The 22,734-nt window shown below is 69.7% G+C and carries 15 protein-coding genes and 1 pseudogene; 7 read left to right on the forward strand and 9 right to left on the reverse strand.

What is annotated here, in order from left to right:
• Positions 1-165: 165 nt before the first annotated feature.
• Both dop and arc read right to left on the reverse strand, forming a co-directional pair.
• Positions 166-1,677: a depupylase/deamidase Dop gene (dop, locus tag BG482_RS27355; protein WP_370745895.1), complete on the reverse strand. Its 1,512-nt coding sequence runs from the start codon at positions 1,675-1,677 to the stop codon at positions 166-168.
• A gap of 233 nt (positions 1,678-1,910) precedes the next feature.
• Complete coding sequence (gene arc, locus BG482_RS27360) at positions 1,911-3,677, reverse strand: proteasome ATPase (protein WP_069771821.1); 1,767 nt, start codon at positions 3,675-3,677, stop codon at positions 1,911-1,913.
• Positions 3,678-3,920: 243 nt separating this feature from the next.
• Here arc and BG482_RS27365 point away from each other — a divergent pair, with 243 nt between their 5' ends.
• Positions 3,921-4,226 (forward strand): ferredoxin, encoded by a 306-nt coding sequence (locus BG482_RS27365; protein WP_069771822.1) that lies wholly within the window; start codon positions 3,921-3,923, stop codon positions 4,224-4,226.
• Between the two features lie 57 nt (positions 4,227-4,283).
• Here the strand turns inward: BG482_RS27365 and BG482_RS27370 are convergent, their stop codons facing one another.
• From BG482_RS27370 to BG482_RS27380, 3 genes are all read right to left on the reverse strand, one after another.
• Positions 4,284-4,850 (reverse strand): hypothetical protein, encoded by a 567-nt coding sequence (locus BG482_RS27370; protein WP_069771823.1) that lies wholly within the window; start codon positions 4,848-4,850, stop codon positions 4,284-4,286.
• Between the two features lie 231 nt (positions 4,851-5,081).
• Positions 5,082-5,984, reverse strand: a complete 903-nt coding sequence (locus BG482_RS27375; protein ID WP_069771824.1) for a tRNA (adenine-N1)-methyltransferase — start codon at positions 5,982-5,984, stop codon at positions 5,082-5,084.
• Between the two features lie 58 nt (positions 5,985-6,042).
• On the reverse strand, positions 6,043-7,488 hold the full coding sequence (locus BG482_RS27380) for a site-2 protease family protein (RefSeq protein WP_069771825.1): 1,446 nt from the start codon (positions 7,486-7,488) through the stop codon (positions 6,043-6,045).
• A 188-nt stretch (positions 7,489-7,676) separates the two neighbouring features.
• On the opposite strand from BG482_RS27380, the gene BG482_RS27385 reads away from it, so the two are divergent.
• A complete protein-coding gene (locus BG482_RS27385) occupies positions 7,677-8,672 on the forward strand; it encodes a RecB family exonuclease (protein ID WP_107450769.1) in 996 nt (331 codons plus the stop codon).
• A 14-nt stretch (positions 8,673-8,686) separates the two neighbouring features.
• Entirely contained in the window at positions 8,687-9,358 is a 672-nt protein-coding gene (locus BG482_RS27390; RefSeq protein ID WP_069771826.1) for a response regulator transcription factor, read from the forward strand.
• A gap of 80 nt (positions 9,359-9,438) precedes the next feature.
• On the opposite strand, the gene BG482_RS27395 is transcribed toward BG482_RS27390, so the two are convergent.
• From BG482_RS27395 to metH, 3 genes are all read right to left on the reverse strand, one after another.
• Positions 9,439-11,046 (reverse strand): ABC transporter substrate-binding protein, encoded by a 1,608-nt coding sequence (locus tag BG482_RS27395; protein WP_069771827.1) that lies wholly within the window; start codon positions 11,044-11,046, stop codon positions 9,439-9,441.
• Between the two features lie 501 nt (positions 11,047-11,547).
• Entirely contained in the window at positions 11,548-12,243 is a 696-nt protein-coding gene (locus BG482_RS27400) for an HAD family phosphatase (protein WP_069771828.1), read from the reverse strand.
• Positions 12,244-12,376: 133 nt separating this feature from the next.
• Positions 12,377-15,895 carry a methionine synthase gene (gene metH, locus BG482_RS27405; protein ID WP_069771829.1) on the reverse strand — a complete coding sequence of 1,173 codons (3,519 nt, stop codon included), beginning with the start codon at positions 15,893-15,895 and terminating at the stop codon, positions 12,377-12,379.
• 354 nt (positions 15,896-16,249) lie between these two features.
• Here metH and BG482_RS27410 point away from each other — a divergent pair, with 354 nt between their 5' ends.
• From BG482_RS27410 to BG482_RS27425, 4 genes are all read left to right on the forward strand, one after another.
• On the forward strand, positions 16,250-17,014 hold the full coding sequence (locus BG482_RS27410) for an IclR family transcriptional regulator (protein WP_069771830.1): 765 nt from the start codon (positions 16,250-16,252) through the stop codon (positions 17,012-17,014).
• A 495-nt stretch (positions 17,015-17,509) separates the two neighbouring features.
• Complete coding sequence (locus tag BG482_RS27415; protein WP_069771831.1) at positions 17,510-18,304, forward strand: MIP/aquaporin family protein; 795 nt, start codon at positions 17,510-17,512, stop codon at positions 18,302-18,304.
• 74 nt (positions 18,305-18,378) lie between these two features.
• Positions 18,379-19,917 (forward strand): glycerol kinase GlpK, encoded by a 1,539-nt coding sequence (glpK, locus tag BG482_RS27420; RefSeq protein WP_069771832.1) that lies wholly within the window; start codon positions 18,379-18,381, stop codon positions 19,915-19,917.
• A gap of 8 nt (positions 19,918-19,925) precedes the next feature.
• On the forward strand, positions 19,926-21,542 hold the full coding sequence (locus tag BG482_RS27425) for a glycerol-3-phosphate dehydrogenase/oxidase (RefSeq protein ID WP_069771833.1): 1,617 nt from the start codon (positions 19,926-19,928) through the stop codon (positions 21,540-21,542).
• Positions 21,543-21,667: 125 nt separating this feature from the next.
• Here BG482_RS27425 and BG482_RS27430 read toward each other — a convergent pair.
• Positions 21,668-22,560 (reverse strand): annotated as a pseudogene (locus BG482_RS27430) (S-methyl-5-thioribose kinase); the annotation flags it as partial.
• Positions 22,561-22,734 lie beyond the last annotated feature (174 nt).

Below are 22,734 nucleotides of genomic sequence, written 5' to 3' on the forward strand. Positions count from 1 at the left end.
CCGACATGGTCGACAGGTCGGCATTCCCGCCGATCGGTGATGATCAGACCCTACAAGCCGGGTCCGACATCGGCCCCGCAGTTGCGTCAACGTACGAGGGTCATCTCGATGATTCCCGGACGGGGGGCTTTCCACCCGTCCCGCAGGTTCCGTCCGGGTCACGGTTCAGCCGCCCGACAGCACCCTGACCAGGTCTTCTGCGGTGCGGCACCGGTCCAGGAGCTCCTTGACGTGATTTCGCGTTCCGCGAAGGGGTTCGAGGGTTGGGACGCGTTGGAGCGAGTCCCGGCCCGGCAGGTCGAAGATCACGGAGTCCCAGGAGGCCGCGGCGACGTCGTCGGCGTACTGCTCCAGGCAGCGGCCGCGGAAGTACGCGCGGGTGTCCTCCGGAGGCTTGGTGACGGCCCTGTCGACCTCGGACTCGTCCAGGAGGCGTTTGATGCGGCCGCGGGCCACGAGGCGGTTGTAGATGCCCTTCTCGGCCCTGACGTCGGCGTACTGGAGGTCGACGAGATGGAGGCGGGCGGCGTCCCAGTCGAGGTCGTCGCGGCGCCGGTAGCCCTCCATGACCTCCCGTTTCGCGACCCAGTCCAGTTCGCCGGCGAGGCTCATGGGGTCGTTCTCCAGGCGGGTGAGGGTGTCCTCCCAGCGGGCGAGGACGTCCTTGGTCTGGTCGTCGGCGTCCGCGCCGAAGCGCTCCTCGACGTATTTGCGCGAGAGCTCGTAGTACTCCATCTGGAGCTGGACGGCGGTGAGCGTGCGCCCGCTGCGCAGGGTGACCAGTCGCTTGAGCCCGGGGTCGTGCGAGACCTGGTGGAGGGTGCGGACGGGCTGGTCGACGGCGAGGTCGACGGCGATGAAGCCGTCCTCGATCATGGACAGGACCAGGGCCGTGGTGCCGAGCTTGAGGTAGGTCGAGATCTCGGAGAGGTTGGCGTCACCGATGATCACGTGGAGGCGGCGGTACTTCTCGGCGTCGGCGTGCGGTTCGTCGCGGGTGTTGATGATGGGGCGCTTCAGCGTCGTCTCCAGGCCGACCTCGACCTCGAAGTAGTCGGCGCGCTGGCTGAGCTGGAAGCCGTGTTCGTGGCCGTCCTGGCCGATGCCCACGCGGCCCGCGCCGGCGAAGACCTGGCGGGAGACGAAGAAGGGCGTGAGGTGGCGCACGATGTCGGAGAAGGCGGTCTCGCGCTTCATCAGGTAGTTCTCGTGCGTGCCGTAGGAGGCGCCCTTGTTGTCGGTGTTGTTCTTGTAGAGGTGGATCGGCTGGGCGCCGGGGAGTGCGGCGGCCCGTTCGGCGGCCTCGGCCATGATGCGTTCGCCGGCCTTGTCCCACAGGACGGCGTCGCGGGGGTTGGTGACCTCGGGGGAGCTGTATTCGGGGTGTGCGTGGTCGACGTAGAGACGTGCGCCGTTGGTGAGGATGACGTTGGCGAGGCCGATGTCCTCGTCGGTGAGCTGGCTGGAGTCGGCGGTCTCGCGGGCGAGGTCGAAGCCACGCGCGTCCCGCAGCGGGTTCTCCTCCTCGAAGTCCCAGCGGGCCCGTCGGGCCCGGTGCATCGCCGCCGCGTAGGCGTTGACGATCTGGGACGAGGTGAGCATGGCATTGGCGTTGGGGTGGCCGGGTACGGAGATGCCGTACTCGGTCTCGATGCCCATTACTCGCCGTACGGTCATGCGGCCCTCCTTGCCCGGCGGCACCCTCGGTCGTGGGCGCCGCTCAGATACCGGTGGTGCTCCGGTGCGTGTGCGGTGCCCGTCCCCGCAACTAGCGACCCGGCGGTACGGAAGAGCCTAGAACGCCTCTGCGCTGGTGGGGAGATCATTTGCGTCATTGCCTTGCTCCAGCCGTGGCCCGGAAAGCAGTCGGCTGCGGGTACCCGTGGTGGGCACCCGCAGCCGCCCTGTTCTTACAGGTACTGCCCGGTGTTCGCCACCGTGTCGATGGAGCGTCCGGTGTCCGCGCCCTGCTTTCCGGTGATGAGGGTACGGATGTAGACGATCCGTTCGCCCTTCTTTCCGGAGATGCGGGCCCAGTCGTCGGGGTTGGTGGTGTTGGGGAGGTCCTCGTTCTCCTTGAACTCGTCCACGCACGCCTGGAGGAGGTGGGAGACGCGCAGGCCCTTCTGGTTGTGGTCGAGGAAGTCCTTGATGGCCATTTTCTTGGCGCGGCCGACGATGTTCTCGATCATGGCGCCGGAGTTGAAGTCCTTGAAGTAGAGGACTTCCTTGTCTCCGTTGGCGTAGGTGACTTCCAGGAAGCGGTTTTCCTCGGATTCCGCGTACATGTGTTCCACTGCCGTCTGGATCATGCTCTGGACGGTGGTGGTCTTGTCGCCGCCGTGTTCGCCCACGTCCTCGGCGTGCAGGGGGAGGCGTTCGGTGAGGTACTTCTGGAAGATGTCCTTGGCCGCTTCGGCGTCCGGGCGCTCGATCTTGATCTTCACGTCGAGGCGGCCGGGGCGCAGGATGGCGGGGTCGATCATGTCCTCGCGGTTGGAGGCGCCGATGACGACCACGTTCTGCAGGCCTTCGACACCGTCGATCTCGGCGAGGAGCTGCGGGACGATGGTGTTCTCGACATCGGAGCTGACGCCGGATCCGCGGGTGCGGAAGAGGGATTCCATCTCGTCGAAGAAGACGATGACGGGGGTGCCCTCGGAGGCCTTCTCCCTGGCGCGCTGGAAGACGAGGCGGATCTGCCGCTCGGTCTCGCCGACGTACTTGTTGAGGAGCTCGGGGCCCTTGATGTTGAGGAAGAAGCTCTTGCCGGTGGCCTGGCCGGTGACTTCGGCGACCTTTTTGGCCAGCGAGTTGGCGACGGCCTTGGCGATGAGCGTCTTGCCGCATCCGGGGGGTCCGTAGAGGAGGACGCCCTTGGGCGGGCGGAGCTCGTGCTCCTTGAAGAGGTCGGGGTAGAGGTAGGGCAGTTCGACGGCGTCGCGGATCATCTCGATCTGACCGCCGAGCCCGCCGATCTGCTCGTAGCCGATGTCGGGGACCTCTTCGAGGACGAGTTCCTCGACCTCGCTCTTGGGGACGATCTCGTAGACGTACCCGGAGCGGGGTTCGAGCAGGAGGGCGTCGCCGGGCCGGATGGTGACGTCCAGCAGGGGCTCGGCGAGCCTGACCACTCGTTCTTCGTCGGTGTGTCCGAGCACCAGGGCTCGTTCGCCGTCCTCGAGGATCTCCTTGAGGGTGACGATGTCGCCGACGCGCTCGTATTCCATGGCCTCGACCACGTTGAGCGCTTCGTTGAGCATGACTTCCTGGCCGCGTCGGAGTTCGTCGAGCTCGACGCCGGGGCTGACGTTCACGCGGAGTTTGCGGCCGCCGGTGAAGATGTCGGCCGTGCCGTCCTCGTTCGCCGTGAGGAAGACTCCGAAGCCGGCCGGCGGCTGGGCGAGCCGGTCGACTTCTTCCTTGAGGGCCACGATCTGGTCGCGGGCCTCGCGGAGCGTGTTGGCCAGTCGTTCGTTCTGGGCGGACACGCCGGCCAGGTTGGTCTGCAGCTCGACGATCCGCTCTTCGAGAATCCTCGTGTGTCGCGGAGAGTCGGCGAGCTTGCGTCGCAGGACGGCGATCTCCTGCTCAAGGTAGGCAATCTGCCCGGACGGGTCGTCGGACCCTCGTCCCGGGCGGATGCCGCGGTTCATGTCGTCGTCGTGGGCTGCCACGGTCCTCACCTCCTCCAAGGGGAGCTGGACGCTTCCAGACCCTACCTGGGTGGGTGTCGATTGAAACCCCTAGATCACAAAGACTGTCGGGGTGTGTCCGATCTTCACCCTTGCGCTCTCCCTCACGCCAGGGGAATACCCACCGAACATGATTGGAAAGCGGCCGAGGGTAGGGTCGAAGTGTTCAACACCCGCCGGAGCCTGCATGGTTCCCTGGCGGCTCGACGGTAAACGGCAGGAGTTATGGGCGTGCAGCAGGAGGCCGGTGTCGGTGGCGAGGCCTTGGAGGTGTGGATCGATCAGGATCTCTGCACCGGTGACGGGATCTGCGCGCAGTACGCGCCGGAGGTTTTCGAGCTGGACATCGACGGCCTGGCGTATGTGAAGGGCGAGCAGGACGAGCTGTTGCAGGCCAAGGGGGCTGTGACGCCGGTGCCGTTGCCGTTGCTGGGGGACGTGGTGGACTCGGCGCGGGAGTGTCCGGGTGACTGCATTCATGTGCGTCGCGTTTCGGACAGGGTCGAGGTCTACGGTCCCGACGCGGAGTGAGCGTCGTGGTTCGGGGTGTGACGGCTGTCTGATTTCTCACAGGGCGAACGGCCGGGTTCAGACGGCGCGGGCGCCTGCGGGGGTCGAGCGGATGAACCTGTGGTCCTTCCACTGCCATCTGGCGCTGTCCTTGACGTCGGGGCAGCAGCTGGGCACGTCGGCGGTGGAGTAGCCGAGAAGGGTGGCGACGACGGCTCCGTCGGTGATGCCGAGGCCGGTGACGGTGTTGCGGGCCTTGGGGTCGATGAGGGTGGCGACCACACGCGCGTGGGTGTCGTCGGCGCCGTGGGTGAGGACGTAGACGCCGTCGGGCGGGGTGCCCATGGGGGCGTCGCAGTGGACGACGGCGACTGTTTCGGGAGCGCCGTCGCCGTCGAGGTCGCCGGTGGCCTTTTTCACGACGAGGGCGGTCACGGGGCCGCATTGGATCGGGAAGTCGACGCCGGTGGTGGCGGGAGCGGCGGCGGGCCTGGCCGGGGAGCCGGCGGTCTGGGCGGCTGTCGCGGGTTTGGGTTGCAGCAGTGAGGAGAGGGCGACGACGCCGGCGACGGCCGTGGCGGTCGCGACCCAGTGGATGGGCCGGGTGTGGGTGTGTGCCAGTTCCGGGACGGCGGAGTGCTGCACTAGGTGTGTCTCCTGCGGGGCTGTGCCGGTGGGGGTGGGATTGGCCAGCATCGTGCCACACGTCACAGGGTGGGGGAACGGCGGGGGTGCGGGATTTCGGACGTCCGGGGTGTGGTGTTCCGGGCGGGGGCGAACGGCGGCGGTGAACTGGCGAGGCGCCGTGGTGGAGTTCCCGGTGGGTGGGGGGAACTCGGCCACGGCGCCTTGTCGTTGTGGGTGGTGCGGGGTCGGTCAGCGGCCGTTGGCTCCGTCGGCGTTGGGGCCGGCGTAGTCCTCGCCGTAGGCGCCCTTGGCGGGGCGGCGGCGGCGCATGGGGGGCTCGACGCCGTCGGCGAGGCGACGGGCGGTGAGGAGGAAGCCGGTGTGGCCGATCATGCGGTGGTCGGGGCGGACGGCGAGGCCTTCGATGTGCCAGTTGCGGATCATCGACTCCCAGGCGCTCGGCTCGTTGAAGCAGCCGATCTCGCGGATGGACTCGACGGTGCGCGCGAGCTGGGTGGTGGTCGCCACGTAGCAGCAGACGATGCCGCCGGGCACCAGGGCCTTGGAGACGGCCTCCAGGCATTCCCAGGGGGCGAGCATGTCGAGGATGACGCGGTCGACGTCGGTGTCGCTCAGGTTGTCCTGGAGGTCGCCGACGGTGAGCTGCCAGGCCGGGTGCGGGCCGCCGAAGTAGCGCTCGACGTTCGTCCGCGCGATCTCGGCGAAGTCCTCGCGGCGCTCGTAGGAGTGCAGCATGCCCTGGTCGCCGATGGCGCGCAGCAGGAAGCTGCTGAGGGAGCCGGAGCCGACGCCGGCTTCGACGACGCGTGCGCCGGGGAAGATGTCGGCGAAGGCGAGGATCTGCCCCGCGTCCTTGGGGTAGACGACGGCTGCCCCGCGGGGCATGGACAGGACGTAGTCGGGGAGCAGGGGGCGCAGCGCGAGATAGGCGACGTTCCCGGTGGTGCGGACGACGCTGCCCTCGGGTGAGCCGATCAGTTCGTCGTGCGGGAAGGAACCCTTGTGGGTGTGGAAGTTCTTCCCGGCTTCGAGCGTGAACGTGTAGTGGCGGCCCTTGGGGTCGGTCAGCTGAACCTGGTCCCCGACCTTGAAGGGCCCGCGCCTGCGGGCGGCACCGGTCGGTTCGGACATGTGACCAGCCTACCGGCGTTTGGCGGGGCCGCCGACCATCGCCCGGGGGGCGCGGTGGTCAGTTGGGGCGGGCCATGGCCTTGACGAAGGCGCGCTCGACGTCGGCGGCGGAGAGGACGCCGAAGATCTCTCCGGTCTCCTCGACGACGAGGTATTCGGTGGCGGGGGTGGCGCGCAGGACGTCGAGGAGGTCTTCGCCGGCGAGTTCGGCGGAGACGCGCATGCCGTCGGTGAGGTCCTGGGCGAGGCCGCTGACGGCGACCCAGGGACGGCGGTGTTCGGGTACGCCGACGATGGCGGCTTCGCGGACGAGGGAGAGGGGCTCGCCGTGGGCGTCGACGACGACGAGGGCGCGGGCGCCGGCGTCGTTGGCGCGGCGGAGGGCTTCGGAGAGGGGGGTGTGGGTTTCCACGGGGACGGCGCGGCGGGTGAGGGTGCGGGCGCGCAGTTCGGGGAGGTGTTCGCGCAGGCGGGCCATGCGCAGGCTGTTGCCGGCGCCGGTCCAGATGATCGCGGCGAGGATGGCGGCGAGGAGGGCGTCGGTGACGGTGTCCATGCCGACGCTGTCCTCGGCGGTGGTGCCGAGGGCGCCGGACTGGGTGAGCAGGGGGAGGCCGATGAGGACGGAGACGGCGAGGGCGCGGCCGACCCAGGCGGCGGCGATGGTGCCGCTCATGGGTTTGCCGGTGATCTTCCAGACGACGGCGCGGAGCATGCGGCCGCCGTCGAGGGGGAGGCCGGGCAGCAGGTTGAAGATCGCGACGATGAGGTTGGAGATCATCAGGCCGGCGAGCAGGACGCCGGGGACGGTGCCGCGCTCGACGGGCTGCATGGCGAGGTAGAACAGGCCCGAGAGGGCGAGGGAGAGGAGGGGGCCGACGAAGGCGAGCCAGAACTCGCGGCCGGGGGTCTCGGCTTCTTTCTCGATCTCGGAGACGCCGCCGAAGAACTGGAGCTGGATGCGGCGGACCGGGAGTTCGAAGCGGAGGGCGGCGACGGTGTGGGCGAGTTCGTGGATGAGGACCGAGGCGTAGAAGGCGACGGCGAAGAAGAGGGAGACGAGGTAGCGGGCGGCGCCGAGTTCCGGCAGCACGCGGTCGAGCTGGCCGCCGAAGACCCAGGTGATGAGGGCGGCGACGAGGAACCAGCTGGGGGCTACGTAGACGGGCACGCCGAAGGGGCGGCCCATGAGGAGGCCGCCGCGGGGCTGCTCCGGGGGGCGCGCGGGCGGGGGGCCTTTGGGGAGGCCGGGGGGTGTGGGGCGCGGGGCGCCGGCCCGGTCGGCCCGGGCTTCGGGTGCGGCGGCCGCGTCGTCGTCCGGGGTGGGGCGGGGGGCGTTGCTGTCGTCGTGGGGCGTCGGCGGCTGCCGGGGGGCGTCCGGGGGGCCGTCGGCCGGGGCTTGGTTCGACTGGGGGTCGGTGGCCGGGGACGCAGGTGTCGCGGGGTGCTCGGCCGACTGCTCGTTGTCCGGCCGCGGCTGCCCGCTCCCGCCGCTTTCCACCACGGTGTCCCCTCGATCGAAGCGTCTCCCGCCGGTGACGGGCGGGAGGGTCTGGGACCGATGGTATGCGGCGGTGGTGGTGTGTTCCGCCCCGGCACCCCCTGTGTTTCCCCGCCGGTCTTCGGTGTCCGGGGTGGGGAGGCGGTGCGGGCGGGGGTGACTGTCGGTGGCGGGCCGTAAGGTCTGTGGTCATGGAGAGCAGCAGCGAGGACGTCGTCCAGGTGGGCGACGGCGGTGTCGTGGAGGGTCCGGCGGGCGTGGTGGCGGGTGAGGTCGCGGCCGGGTCGGAGGAGGTGGCGCCGGTGGTCGCGGCGGTGGCGCCGGCCTCGCTGTCGCCGTCGCGCGCCGGTGACTTCATGCAGTGCCCGCTGCTGTACCGGTTCCGGGTGATCGATCGGTTGCCGGAGAAGCCGAGTCCGGCGGCGACGCGGGGGACGCTGGTGCACGCGGTCCTCGAGCGGCTGTTCGACGCGCCGGCGGCCGAGCGGACGGCGCCGCGGGCCAAGTCGTTGATCCCCGGCCAGTGGGACCGGTTGCGGGAGAGCCGGCCCGAGGTGGTGGAGCTGTTCGCCGACGATCCGGAGGGCGAGCGGCTTGCGGGGTGGCTGGCGGAGGCGGAGCAGCTGGTGGAGCGCTGGTTCACGCTGGAGGATCCGACGCGGTTGGAGCCGGCCGAGCGGGAGCTGTTCGTGGAGGCGGAGCTGGAGTCGGGGCTGCGGTTGCGCGGGATCATCGACCGGGTCGATGTGGCGCCGACCGGCGAGGTGCGGATCGTCGACTACAAGACGGGCAAGGCGCCGCGGCCGGAGTACGCCGAGGGCGCGCTGTTCCAGATGAAGTTCTACGCGTTGGTGGTGTGGCGGCTGAAGAACGTGGTCCCGCGGCGGCTGCAGCTGGTCTACCTGGGCAGCGGGGACGTGCTGACGTACGACCCGGTGCTCGCGGATCTGGAGCGGGTGGAGCGCAAGCTGCTCGCGTTGTGGGAGGCGATCCGGCAGGCGACGGAGACGGGTGAGTGGCGGCCGCGGCCGACGAAGCTGTGCGGTTGGTGTGATCACCAGGCGCACTGTCCGGAGTTCGGCGGCACTCCCCCGCCGTATCCGCTGGCGGTGACGCTTTCCGCGCCGGAGCCGGTGAGGGCGGCCGAGTCGGAGGGTGGGGCGCAGGGCAGAATGGGGCCGGGCTAGAGAAGGAGATTCATGTGGCCATCCGCGTCCTACTGGTCGACGACCAGCCGCTGCTGCGCACGGGCTTCCGGATGATTCTGGAGGCCGAGCAGGACATCGCGGTCGTCGGCGAGGCCGGAGACGGTCTGCAGGCTCTCGACCAGGTGCGGGCGTTGCAGCCCGATGTGGTGTTGATGGACATTCGTATGCCGCGGATGGACGGGGTGGAGGCGACCCGTCAGATCACCGGCCCTGGGCGGGACGGGCCGGCGAAGGTGCTCGTGCTGACGACGTTCGATCTCGACGAGTACGTGGTGGAGGCGTTGCGGGCGGGGGCGAGCGGGTTCCTGCTGAAGGACGCGCCGGCCGTCGAACTGGTGCAGGCGATCCGGGTGGTGGCCGCGGGCGAGGCCCTGCTGGCACCGAGCATCACGCGTCGGCTGCTGGACAAGTACGCCACGCATCTGCCGTCGGGCGACGAGCCGGTGCCGGACACGCTGCACACGCTCACCGACCGTGAGGTGGAGGTGCTGAAGCTGGTGGCGCGGGGCCTGTCGAACGCCGAGATCGCCGCGGATCTGTTCGTCAGCGAGACGACGGTGAAGACGCATGTGGGGCATGTGCTGACGAAGTTGGGGCTGCGCGACCGGGTGCAGGCCGCGGTGTACGCGTACGAGAGCGGTCTGGTGCGTCCAGGCGCTCAGTGACGCGCGGCTCGGGTACGACGGTGAAGGGCGCCCCTTGTCGGCAAGGGGCGCCCTTCGTCGTCCGTGGTGCTCGGGGTGGGTCAGTTGCTGGAGCCTCGGCCGAGTTCCCACAGCTGCAGGGTCGCGGAGGAGTTCAGCACGTAGGCCGTGCCCGTGACGTCGTTGTTGGCGGCGACGTACTGCTTGCCCTGCCACAGCGGCAGGATCGGGACGTCCTTGGCGACGATGTCCTGGACCTCGGTGAGGGACTTGGCGGCGCTGAGGCGGTCGGCCTCGCGGCGGGAGGCCGGGATCAGCTTGTTGATGATGTCGCTGTTGGAGTACGGGGACTTGAGGAAGTTGTCCTTGTCCAGGAACGGCGCGACGAAGTTGTCGGCGTCGGGGAAGTCGGGGAACCAGCCCATGCCGTAGACGGCGTACTCGCCCTTGCGCTCGGCCGGGACGAACGAGTCCCAGGGAGTGCCCTTGATGGTGACGTCGAACAGCCCACTGCTGTTGAGCTGCTTCTGCAGCGTCTCGAACTCCTGCTTGGTGGCCGGGCCGTAGTGGTCGGTCGTGTAGTTCAGCGTCAGCTTCACCGGGGTGCTGATGTCGGCGTCGGCCAGCAGGGACTTGGCCTTGCCGACGTTCGGGTCGCCGTAGGTGTTGAAGAACGAGTTGGAGTGACCGGTGACGGTGGCCGGGACCAGCGAGTAGAGGGGCTCGGCCTGGGAGCCGTAGACCTCGGAGACGAGCTGGCCGCGGTTGACGACCTGGGCCATCGCCTGGCGCACGGCCTTCGACTTGACCGTCGAGTCGGTGGTGTCGAAGGCGAGGTAGCGGATCTCGAGGCCGTTGAGCTCGACGAGGTCGATGTCGCCGGAGGCCGAGGAGTCGGAGAGCTTGCGTATCTGCTGGGGCGACATGGTGCGGGTCATGAGGTCGATGTCGCCCTTTTGCAGGGCGGTGCCCATGGCGTCGGCGTCCTTGAAGGAGACCATGTCGACCTCGTCGTTGTTCACCGGCAGCGTCCCCTTGTAGTGGGGGTTCTTGGTGAACACGGCCTTGGTCATCTCGTCGCCGTCGGTCTCGGCCTTGAGGGTGTACGGGCCGGAGCCGTCGACGTCGAAGCCGTCGCGCAGCTTGTTCTTCTCGTAGTCGGCCGGGTTGACGATGCCGGCGACCGGGGTCGACAGCTTGAAGGGGAACGTCGCGTCGGCGGTCTTGAGATGGAAGATGACTTCGTTGTCGCCCTGCGTTTCGATGGTGTCGATGGTGGACAGCAGGGCGAAGACGCCGGAGTCGGCCTTGATGGTGCGGGCGCGCTCGATGGAGAACTTCACGTCCTTGGCGGTCACGGCGTCGCCGTTGGCGAACTTCAGGCCGCTGCGCAGCTTGCAGGAGTAGCGCTCGTTGCCGGTGTCGGTGAAACGGCAGCTCTCGGCGGCTTCGGGGACCGGCTCGCCCTCGCCCTTGGGCTGGATCATCAGGGTCTGCACGGTCTGGCGCAGGATGTTCCAGGTGCCGACGTCGTAGGAGTAGGCCGGGTCGAGCGGGGCCGGGGCGTCCTTCGTTGCCGTGAACCGGTCGGTGGTGCCGACGACGATGGCGTCGCCGCTGCCGCTCCCGCTGTCGGTTCCGCCGCAGGCCGCGAGCGCGGGCGCGAGCAGACCGACGACGGCCGGCAGCACCAAAGTCTTACGGTTCATGCTCGAGTTTCTCCACAGCTGTCGGTCCGTGTACCCGGCATGCAGGGGTGGCGCTGCGGATCACGGGGTAAGGGCGATGTTCTCGCGACGAGATTAGTCCGGACCGGCAGGACGGTTGACGGCCACCGGAGTTGAATGCCCATCACGCTGCGAAACCGGCTGCGGACGCACTGAACAGCCGTCAGCGGAAGGATTCGTACAGCCGCTCACCAATCGGGACACAAGGATGCACCCCGGGGCGTCCCACGAGACTGCGATACACACGGAGAGTCATCTGTCGAGCCTTGAACGGGTGGGGAACGTCACACGCATAAAACGTCCGGGCAGAGCGGAATTCGGCCGTCACGGAGCACTCGGTGAAGATCCGAATTCGGCCGCGCGCACACCCGTCGAATTCCCCGCAATCGACGGTGCACGCTGGGTGAACGCCTATCGCATTTCCGTCATCGGTCGCTCACCAATGATCGCGACCGCGATCATCGGAGCGGCATCGGAGCAACGTCAGAGCGGCATCAGGCCGCGCAGAAAAGACAGGTCGACCTGTTCCAGCGAGGAGACCACGGTGCGGCGCGGGGCGGGCGCGATCGGGGCGACGGAGGGCACGGCGACCACATGGCACCCGGCCGCCTCCGCCGAGGCGACCCCGGTGGCGGTGTCCTCGACGACGGCGCAGCGGGCGGGGTCCGCGCCGAGGCCCGCGGCAGCGAACAGGTAGGGGTCCGGGTGGGGCTTGGTGCGCGGGACCTCGTCGCCGGCCACGGTGAGCCGGAAGTGCTCGGCGCCGAGCGCGGTGAGCACGCGGTCGATGATGCGGCGGTGGGAGGCGGAGACGAGGGCGGTGGGCACCTCGTGCTCGGCCAGTTCCGCCAGCAGCCGGGCGGCTCCCGGCATCAGGGGCAGGGCGCGGGTGATGCGGTCCTCGAACCCCTCGTTGAGCAGGACGGTGAGTTCGGCGAGGGTGACGTCGGCCCCGGTCGCATCGATCAGGAACCCTGCGCTGCGGCTCATGGGGCCGCCGACCACGACATGGCGCCAGGAGTCGTCCAGAGCGTGGCCGAGACCGGCGAAGACCTCGACCTCGACGTCCCACCAGAAGCCCTCGGTGTCCACCAGAGTGCCGTCCATGTCGAGGAGCACGGCCTGCAGGGCGGAGCCCTGGGCCGTGCGGGTCACTCGCGCGGGAACCGTGCTGGTCATCCACGTACCTCCTTGAGGGACGAGCAGGCCGGTTCCCGCGGGGGAACCGGCCTGCAGTGGACCGACCAGTGTACGACTTATCCGATCAGCGTGCCCGGCGGCGCGCACCTGTCGCGCGCCGCGCAGCGCGGGGTCACCGTGCGTTGAAGTACTTCGCCTCGGGGTGGTGGATCACGATGGCGTCGGTGGACTGCTCGGGGTGGAGCTGGAACTCCTCCGACAGATGCACGCCGATCCGCTCGGGCTGCAGCAGCTCGGCGATCTTGGCGCGGTCCTCGAGGTCGGGGCAGGCGCCGTAGCCGAGGGAGAAGCGGGCGCCGCGGTACTTCAGGGCGAACATGTCCTCGACGTCCGCCGGGTCCTCGCCGGCGAAGCCGAGTTCGGAGCGCACGCGGGCGTGCCAGTACTCGGCGAGGGCCTCGGCCAACTGGACGGACAGGCCGTGCAGTTCGAGGTAGTCGCGGTAGGAGTCGGAGGCGAAGAGGCGGGCCGTCTCCTCGCCGATGCGGGAGCCGACGGTGACGACCTGGAAGCCGACGACGTCCGTCTCCCCCGACTCTTCCGGGCGGAAGAAATCGGCCAGGCACAGGCGCCTGCCGCGGCGCTGGCGGGGGAAGGTGAAGCGGGTGCGCTCGTTGCCCTGCTGGTCCAGGACGATCAGGTCGTCGTCCTTGGACACACAGGGGAAGTAGCCGTAGACGACGGCCGCTTCGAGGAGGTTGTCGGTCTGGAGCTTGTCCAGCAGACCGCGCAGCCGGGGGCGGCCCTCGCTCTCGACGAGTTCCTCGTAGCTCGGCCCGTCGCCGGTCCGGGCCTGCTTCAGCCCCCACTGGCCCTTGAAGAGGGCGCCCTCGTCGAGCCAGGAGGCGTACTCCTTGAGCTGGATGCCCTTGATGACCCGGGTACCTTCGAACGGGGGCTTCGGGACGGGGTTGTCGGTGGCCACGTCGGAACGGACGTGGCCCTCCTGCGGACGCTCCTCGACCTCCGTGGCCGTCGTGCTCGCGCGGACCCGGCGCTGCTTCAGTTCGGGCAGTTTCGCCCCCGGCACCCCGCGCTTGACGCCGATCAGGGCGTCCATCAGGCGCAGGCCCTCGAAGGCGTCGCGGGCGTAGCGGACCTCGCCCTGATAGATCTCGTGCAGGTCCTGCTCGACGTAAGCCCTGGTCAGGGCGGCGCCGCCGAGGATCACCGGGTAGTCGGCGGCCATCTTGCGCTGGTTGAGCTCCTCCAGGTTCTCCTTCATGATCACCGTGGACTTCACCAGCAGGCCCGACATGCCGATCACGTCGGCCCGATGCTCCTTGGCCGCGTCCAGGATCGCCGAGACCGGCTGCTTGATCCCGAGATTGACCACGTTGTAGCCGTTGTTCGACAAGATGATGTCGACCAGGTTCTTGCCGATGTCATGGACGTCGCCGCGCACGGTCGCCAGCACGATCGTGCCCTTGCCCTCCGCGTCCGACTTCTCCATGTGCGGCTCCAGGTAGGCCACAGCCGTCTTCATCACCTCGGCGGACTGCAGCACGAACGGCAGCTGCATCTGACCCGAGCCGAACAGCTCGCCGACCACCTTCATGCCGTCCAGCAGCGTCTCGTTGACGATGTCCAGGGCGGGGCGGGACTGCAGCGCCTCGGCGAGGTCGGCCTCCAGGCCGTTCTTCTCGCCGTCGATGATCCGCCGCTTGAGGCGCTCGTCCAGCGGCAGCGCCGCCAGCTCCTCGGCCTTGCCCGCCTTCAGCGACTTGGTGGTGGCGCCCTCGAACAGCGCCATCAGCTTCTGCAGCGGGTCGTAGCCCTCGGCGCGCCGGTCGTGGATGAGGTCGAGGGCGGTGGTGACCTCCTCTTCGCTGAAGCGCGCGATGGGCAGGATCTTCGAGGCGTGCACGATCGCCGAGTCCAGGCCCGCTTTCACGCACTCGTCCAGGAACACCGAGTTGAGCAGGATCCGCGCCGCCGGGTTCAACCCGAAGGAGATGTTCGACAGGCCCAGCGTGGTCTGCACCTCGGGCCGGCGCCGCTTGAGCTCGCGGATCGCCTCGATGGTGGCGATGCCGTCCTTGCGGGACTCCTCCTGCCCGGTGCAGATCGTGAACGTCAGACAGTCGATGAGGATGTCCGATTCCCGGATCCCCCAGTTGCCGGTGAGGTCCTCGATGAGCCGCTCGGCGATGGCCACCTTCGACTCGACGGTGCGGGCCTGGCCCTCCTCGTCGATGGTCAGCGCGATCAGCGCCGCGCCGTGCTCCCTGGCCAGCGCCGTCACCTTCGCGAACCGGGACTCGGGGCCGTCGCCGTCCTCGTAGTTCACCGAGTTGATCACCGCGCGGCCGCCCAGCCGCTCCAGACCCGCCCGGATGACCTCGACCTCGGTGGAGTCCAGCACGATCGGCAGGGTCGAGGCGGTGGCGAACCGGCCGGCCAGCTCGTCCATGTCCGCGACGCCGTCACGGCCCACGTAGTCCACGCACAGATCCAGCATGTGCGCGCCCTCGCGGATCTGGTCCCGGGCCATCTCCACGCAGTCGTCCCAGCGGCCCTCCAGCATCGCCTCACGGAACTTCTTCGAACCGTTGGCGTTGGTGCGCTCACCGATCGCCATGTACGCGGTGTCCTGGCGGAACGAGACGCTCTGGTACAGCGAGGCGGCCCCGGGCTCGGGACGCGGACTGCGCTCGGCCGGCGAGGCCCCCTGCACCCGCTCCACCAGCCGGCGCAGATGCTCGGGCGTCGTGCCGCAGCAACCGCCGACGAGGTTCAGCCCGTAGTCACGGACGAAGTTGTCCTGCGCGTCGGCCAGGCCTTCGGCGTCGAGCGGGAAGTGGGCGCCGTCCTTGGTGAGGATCGGCAGACCGGCGTTCGGCATGCACAGCAGCGGGGTGCGCGAGTGCCGGGCCAGGTAGCGCAGGTGCTCGCTCATCTCGGCGGGGCCGGTGGAGCAGTTCAGGCCGATCATGTCGATGCCGAGGGGTTCCAGCGCGGTGAGCGCGGCGCCGATCTCGGAGCCGAGCAGCATGGTGCCGGTCGTCTCGAACGCCATCGAGACCAGCAGGGGCACCTCGGCGCCGGTCGCCTCCATCGCCCGCCTGGCGCCCAGGACCGACGACTTCGTCTGCAGGAGGTCCTGGGTGGTCTCGACGATCAGCGCGTCCGCGCCGCCGGCGAGCAGGCCCTCGGCGTTGGCCTGGAAGCCGTCGCGCAAGGTGCCGTAGCCGATGTGGCCGAGGGTGGGGAGCTTGGTGCCGGGGCCGATGGAGCCCAGGACCCAGCGGGTGCGTCCGTCGCGGGCGGCGAAGGCGTCGGCGGTCTCGCGGGCGATGCGTGCGCCCGCCTCGGACAGCTCGTACACGCGGTCGGCGATGTCGTACTCGGCCATGGCGGAGTGGTTTGCGCCGAACGTGTTGGTCTCGACGCAGTCGACGCCGGCGCCGAAGTACTCCTCGTGCACCGAGCGCACGATGTCCGGCCGGGTGACGTTGAGGATCTCGTTGCAGCCCTCGAGGTTCTCGAAGTCCTCCAGGGTGGGCTCCTGGGCCTGGAGCATGGTGCCCATGGCTCCGTCGGCCACCACCACGCGGGTGGCCAGGGCCTCTCGGAGCGCGGACACACGGGTCCGGCTGTCGGCGGAAGGGGTCGGCGGCACAGAGGCCATGAAAGGGCTCCCTCAGATGCGACGGCTGTCGGCTTCGCGTCCTCTCAGGATGCGGGTGACAAGGCCTCCCGAGGAGCGCGCACGCCGTCAGGGTAGCCGGGACCGAGGCCTTATGGTCAGGGGCGTCCACGGGGCGGACGAGTCCCGTGGCGGCGGACCCGGTCCCGACGGGGGTCGGCGGACGGTCGGGCACGGCCGTGCGACGGGCGTGTCTCTCCTGGGAGACGACTCGCGTAACACGTATCGACCGACCATTAGCGAGAGGTCGGCATGGACCGGTAGTGTTCGACATTGCCGAACGACGGCAGCAGATGCCGTGCGTTGACGGTCGAAGGGGACGGAGGCAGGACGGCGATGGCACGGAACATCCAGTCGGTCGAACGTGCGGCCGCGATGCTGCGACTGCTCGCCGGCGGCGAGCGGCGCCTGGGCCTGTCGGACATCGCCTCGTCCACGGGCCTGGCCAAGGGCACCGCGCACGGGATCCTGCGCACCCTCCAGCAGGAGGGCTTCGTCGAGCAGGACGACGTCTCCGGGCGCTATCAGCTGGGCGCGGAGCTGCTGCGACTGGGCACGACCTACCTGGACGTGCACGAGCTGCGCGCGCGTGCCCTGGTGTGGACGGACGACCTGGCCCGCTCCAGCGGCGAGAGCGTCCACCTGGGGGTGCTGCACCAGCAGGGCGTGCTGATCGTGCACCACGTCTTCCGGCCGGACGACAGCCGGCAGGTGCTGGAGATCGGGGCCATGCAGCCGCTGCACTCCACGGCCCTGGGCAAGGTCCTGTCGGCCTACGACCCGGTGGCCCACAGCGAGGCCATGGAGGTCGACCGCAAGCCGTTCACGGACCGCACGGTGTGCGAGCTGGACGCCTTCGAGCACATCCTCGACCTCACGCGCGCGCGGGGTTACGCGGCCGACGTGGAGGAGACCTGGGAGGGCGTGGCGTCCATCGCCGCGCCCATCCACGACCGGCGGCGCATGCCCGTGGGCGCGGTCGGGATCACCGGCGCCGTGGAGCGGCTGGGGCGGGACGGCGAACTGCGTCCCGAGCTGATCGCGGCGGTGCGGGACTGCGCCCGCGCGGTGTCACGGGACCTGGGCGCCGGGCGCTTCTGAGTCCGCCCGCGGCCGCCCTGCCGAGGAGCGCGTCCGCGGCACCGCCCGCCGGCGCGCCGCCCGAGCGGTGCGGTCGGCGGGCGCTCGCGAAATCCGTCGAGACGTTCGTCGGGAAGTCCGCCGAAGTGCTTCGCCGAAGCGCCTCGAGCAGTGCGGCAGAACGGGCCGGGACGTCGGACGACGTTCCGGCCTTTGCCATACCCTGCAAAAACGATCCGAGTCGGACATCGGGGGCGAGTGCGTGCGCACCTACGCGAAGATCGATGACTTGCCGCGATCAATAACGATCGCACTTTCGATAACACCACTCTTGACGCACACGTGACGGCCGGGCAAGACTCCCGTCCATCGGTCGGCATTGTCGAACACCTACCGGCAATACGCGCTAGAGTGTGACAACGCCAAAGGCCGGCATCGCTCTCACCCCCGAGGGCGCTCGAACCCCCGGTGGGACCCGGGGTTCGGCTTCCCTGGACGAAGGACAAGGAGTCGCGGGTGTCCAGCTCCGACATCTTCATCGGCGAGACCATCGGTACCGCCATACTCATCCTGCTGGGCGGTGGCGTCTGCGCCGCCGTCACGCTGAAGGCCTCCAAGGCCCGCAACGCCGGCTGGCTCGCCATCACCTTCGGGTGGGGTTTCGCCGTTCTGACGGCCGTCTACACCTCGGCCCCCCTCTCCGGGGCCCACCTCAACCCGGCGGTCACCCTCGCACTCGCGATCAAGGACGACGACTGGAGCAACGTTCCGGTCTACTGGGCCGGGCAGCTGCTCGGCGCCGCCATCGGTGCGACGCTCGTCTGGGTCGCCTACTACGGCCAGTTCCACGCGCACCTGACCGACCGCGAGATCGTCGGCGGCCCCGGCGCCCAGTCCACCAAGGTCAAGGCCGTCGAGGCGCAGGAAGTGGGCGCCGGCCCGGTCCTGGGCGTCTTCTCCACCGGTCCGGAGATCCGGGTCGTCTGGCAGAACCTCGCCACGGAGATCATCGGCACCATCGTGCTGGTGCTCGCCGTGCTCACGCAGGGCCTGAACGACAAGGGCAACGGCCTGGGCAACCTGGGCGCGCTGATCACCGCCCTCGTGGTCGTCTCGATCGGTCTCTCGCTCGGCGGCCCGACCGGTTACGCGATCAACCCGGCCCGTGACCTCGGCCCCCGCATCGTGCACGCCCTCCTGCCCCTGCCCAACAAGGGTGGCTCCGACTGGAGCTACGCCTGGATCCCGGTGGTCGGCCCGCTGATCGGCGGCGCGATCGCTGCAGGCATCTACAACGTCGCTTTTGCTTGAGAGCACCAGCTGCACCGCGTAGTCAGCAGCGCCGTACAGACAGCCCCCTCTCCACGGAACCCCAGGAGCACACCGTGACCGACGCGCACACCGCCGGCCCCTTCATCGCCGCCATCGACCAGGGCACCACCTCCTCCCGCTGCATCGTCTTCGACCGCGACGGCCGGATCGTCTCCGTCGACCAGAAGGAGCACGAGCAGATCTTCCCGAAGCCGGGCTGGGTCGAGCACGACGCCACCGAGATCTGGACCAACGTCCAGGAGGTCGTCGCCGGAGCCATCGAGAAGGCCGGCATCACCCGCGACGACATCAAGGCCATCGGCATCACCAACCAGCGTGAGACCACGCTGCTGTGGGACAAGAACACCGGTGAGCCCGTCCACAACGCCATCGTGTGGCAGGACACCCGCACCGACGCCCTGTGCCGCGAGCTCGGCCGCAACGTCGGCCAGGACCGCTTCCGCCGTGAGACCGGCCTTCCGCTGGCCTCGTACTTCGCCGGCCCCAAGGCGCGCTGGCTGCTCGACAACGTCGAGGGTCTGCGCGAGCGTGCCGAGGCGGGCGACATCCTCTTCGGCACCATGGACACCTGGGTCATCTGGAACCTGACCGGCGGCGTCGACGGCGGCAAGCACTACACCGACGTCACCAACGCCTCCCGCACCATGCTGATGAACCTGCACACCCTGGAGTGGGACGAGAAGATCGCCGAGTCCATCGGCGTGCCGCTGTCGATGCTCCCGGAGATCCGCTCCTCCGCCGAGGTGTACGGCGAGGTCACCGGCGGCCGCCTGGGCGACCTGCTCGGCGGCATCCCGGTCGCCTCCGCGCTCGGCGACCAGCAGGCCGCCCTGTTCGGTCAGACCTGTTTCGCCGAGGGCGAGGCCAAGTCGACGTACGGCACCGGCACGTTCATGCTGATGAACACCGGCGAGAAGATCATCAACTCCTACTCGGGCCTGCTGACCACGGTCGGCTACCGCATCGGCGACGACAAGCCGGTGTACGCCCTGGAGGGCTCGATCGCCGTCACCGGTTCGCTGGTGCAGTGGATGCGCGACCAGATGGGCCTGATCTCCACCGCCGCCGAGATCGAGACGCTCGCGCTCACCGTCGAGGACAACGGCGGCGCCTACTTCGTGCCGGCCTTCTCCGGTCTGTTCGCCCCGTACTGGCGCTCCGACGCCCGCGGAGTGATCGCCGGCCTCACCCGGTACGTCACCAAGGCGCACCTCGCGCGCGCCGTCCTGGAGGCCACGGCCTGGCAGACCCGTGAGATCACCGACGCCATGACGAAGGACTCCGGCGTCGAGCTCGCGGCCCTCAAGGTCGACGGCGGCATGACCTCCAACAACCTGCTGATGCAGACCCTCTCGGACTTCGTGGACGCCCCCGTGGTGCGCCCGATGGTCGCCGAGACCACCTGCCTCGGCGCCGCCTACGCCGCCGGCCTCGCCGTCGGCTTCTGGACCAGCACCGACGACCTGCGCGCCAACTGGCGCCGGGCCGCCGAGTGGACCCCCCGCATGGACGCGGACACCCGCGACCGTGAGTACAAGAGCTGGCTCAAGGCCGTCGAGCGGACCATGGGCTGGCTCGAGGACGAGGAGTAAGACCCGAAATGACCAGTCAGCCCACCCTGCAGTCCGTGCCTGCCCTGGGGACGCGCCCGGCGTCCGGCTCCAACCCGAGCCGCGCCGAGACCCGGGAACAGCTCTCCAAGGCGTCGTACGACCTTCTCGTGATCGGCGGCGGCATTCTGGGCATCTCCACCGCCTGGCACGCCGCGCAGTCCGGCCTCAGGGTGGCTCTGGTCGACGCCGGCGACTTCGCCGGCGCCACCTCCTCCGCCTCCTCCAAGCTGCTCCACGGCGGTCTGCGCTACCTGCAGACCGGCGCGGTGAAGCTGGTGGCGGAGAACCACTTCGAGCGCCGTGCGGTCTCCCGTCAGGTGGCCCCCCACCTGGCGAACCCGCTCACGTTCTACCTCCCCGTGTACAAGGGCGGGCCGCACGGCGCGGCGAAGCTCGGGGCGGGCGTCTTCGCCTACTCCGCGCTGTCGGCGTTCGGCGACGGCGTCGGTCACCTCCTGTCCCCGGCCAAGGCCGCTCAGGACGTGCCCGAGCTGCGCACCGACAACCTCAAGGCCGTGGCCGTGTACGGCGACGACCAGATGAACGACGCCCGCATGGCGCTGATGACGGTCCGCGCGGCCGTCGGGGCGGGTGCGGTGGTCCTCAACCACGCCGAGGTGTCCGGCCTGCGTTTCACCAAGGGGCGGGTCACGGGCGCCGAGCTGCGCGACCGCCTCTCAGGGGACGAGTTCGGCGTCAACGCCCGGCTGGTGCTGAACGCCACCGGCCCGTGGGTCGACCACCTGCGCAAGATGGAGGACCCGAACGCGGCGCCGTCCATCCGCCTGTCCAAGGGGGCGCACCTGGTGCTGAAGCGCACCGCGCCCTGGCGGGCCGCGCTCGCGACGCCCATCGACAAGTACCGCATCACCTTCGCCCTTCCCTGGGAGGACATGCTGCTCCTCGGCACCACCGACGAGGAGTACGAGGGCGACCCGGCGGACGTCTCGGTCACCGAGAAGGACACCGCGCAGATACTCGACGAGGCCGCGTTCTCCATCCGCGACCAGCAGCTCGACCGTGACCTGATCACCTACGCCTTCGCGGGTCTGCGCGTGCTGCCGGGCGGCCCCGGCAGCACGGCGAAGGCCAAGCGCGAGACCGTGGTGACCGAGGGCCGGGGCGGCATGCTGTCCGTCGCGGGCGGCAAGTGGACGACGTTCCGGCACATCGGCCGGACGGTCATGCAGAAGCTGGAGGCGCTGCCGGGCCACCCGCTGGGCGACGACTTCGAGCCGATCTCCTCGCTGCCGAGGAAGCTGCCGCTGCCCGGCGTCGCCAACCCGCGCGCGGTCGCGCACCGGCTGCTGGTCGACAACCCGGCGCCCGGCCCGCGCATGGCGGCCGACACCGCCAAGCACCTGGCCACCCACTACGGCTCGCTCGCCTTCGACATCGCGCGCCTGGCGAACGACAACCCCGAGCTGCGCGAGCGGGTCCACCCGGACGCGCCCGAGATCTGGGCGCAGGTCGTCTACGCCCGCGACAACGAGTGGGCCGAGACGGCGGACGACGTGCTGCGCCGCCGTACGACGCTGACGATCCGCGGCCTGGCCACGGACGACGTCCGCGCCGGGGTGCAGGACCTGCTCGACAAGAAGTAGGTCCGCCGCGGGACCGTTCCTCCGCCACAAGACCCTCCGCCGGCCCCACTCCCCTGACCGGGGCCGGCGCAGGGGGACGGCCCCTCCGTACCGGGGCCGGAACCGGGAAAGGGGCGGCTCCACCCCTATGGAGCCGCCCCTTTCGCATGCCGGTGCGCGGCGGCTCGGCCGAGCGACGCCACGTCCGCCTCCACCGCCTGGACGTCCGTCAACTCCTCGCGCCGCACGATCAGTTCACGTCCCGGCCGCAGGGCGCGGCGGGAGGCGGGGACCGGGTCCGGCAGGGTCGTCGGGTGGGCGAGGTGGGCGAAGCCGGTGATGCGCCGGACGATCTCGGCGCCGGCGTAACCGACGGAGTCGGTCCAGACCCGGCGCAGGAACCGGTCGAGGCAGGCGTCGTCGAAGAAGGAGTCGACGCGGGTCGGCCACAGCAGGCGGAACTCCGTCTCGAACGCCCGCCAGGGGAGGCCGAGTTGGTCGGCGTGGTCGGACAGCGCGTCGAGTGCGCGGGCCCGTTCCGCCGAGACCAGGGTGTTCGCCCAGTACAGGCCCAGGTCGTAGCCGACGGGGCCGACGAAGGAGAATTCGGGGTCGAAGGCCCGGACGACGGGGGCGCCCTCGCGGGAGCCGGCCATCACGCTGCCGGTGTGCAGGTCGCCGTGCAGGAGGGCCTGGGCGGCGGTCATGAAAGTGTGGCGGAGGTCGGCGACCTCGGTGCGCAGCCGGGCGTCCGCGCGGAAGGCGGCGGCCAGGTCGTCGAGGCCGGGTCCCAGTGGTCGTGCTCGTGCTCCACGTAGGGCTCGGACAGGACGGCGTCCTCGGTGATCTTGCACAGCTCGGGGCTGACGGAGGCCGCGACCAGCGCCTTGCGCTCGGCGGACGGCATGCCGAAGTCGCTGGTGGCGAAGGAGAACCGGGCGACGAACTCACCGATGCGCGCCGAGGTGTGCGGGCCGTAGGCCGCGCCCTCGTCGAGCCGGGTGCGCAGTACCTCGAGGTCGGACATGTCCTCCATGAGGCCCCGTCAAAGGAATGGACACCACATCCCGTCATATGAGATGGCGATATCGTCACAGTCGGTGTACACACCATCGGCGGTTACCATCACGGAGCGGCATGCGCCCTGGCGTGTCGCGGTCGAGTGATGCCCCTCCACCGCCCTCCCCGCGCGCTCCCGCACTCCTCACTTCCA

The sequence above is a fragment of the Streptomyces sp. LUP30 genome, assembly GCF_001746365.1.
Classification (GTDB): domain Bacteria; phylum Actinomycetota; class Actinomycetes; order Streptomycetales; family Streptomycetaceae; genus Streptomyces.

Bases quoted from the DNA above. Each gene is read 5' to 3' on its own strand.
- dop (WP_370745895.1), bottom strand. From the start codon at position 1,677: ATGACCGTACGGCGAGTAATGGGCATCGAGACCGAGTACGGCATCTCC.
- BG482_RS27365 (WP_069771822.1), top strand. From the start codon at position 3,921: ATGGGCGTGCAGCAGGAGGCCGGTGTCGGTGGCGAGGCCTTGGAGGTG.
- BG482_RS27375 (WP_069771824.1), bottom strand. From the start codon at position 5,984: ATGTCCGAACCGACCGGTGCCGCCCGCAGGCGCGGGCCCTTCAAGGTC.
- BG482_RS27385 (WP_107450769.1), top strand. From the start codon at position 7,677: ATGGAGAGCAGCAGCGAGGACGTCGTCCAGGTGGGCGACGGCGGTGTC.
- BG482_RS27395 (WP_069771827.1), bottom strand. From the start codon at position 11,046: ATGAACCGTAAGACTTTGGTGCTGCCGGCCGTCGTCGGTCTGCTCGCG.
- BG482_RS27400 (WP_069771828.1), bottom strand. From the start codon at position 12,243: ATGACCAGCACGGTTCCCGCGCGAGTGACCCGCACGGCCCAGGGCTCC.
- metH (WP_069771829.1), bottom strand. From the start codon at position 15,895: ATGGCCTCTGTGCCGCCGACCCCTTCCGCCGACAGCCGGACCCGTGTG.
- BG482_RS27410 (WP_069771830.1), top strand. From the start codon at position 16,250: ATGGCACGGAACATCCAGTCGGTCGAACGTGCGGCCGCGATGCTGCGA.
- BG482_RS27425 (WP_069771833.1), top strand. From the start codon at position 19,926: ATGACCAGTCAGCCCACCCTGCAGTCCGTGCCTGCCCTGGGGACGCGC.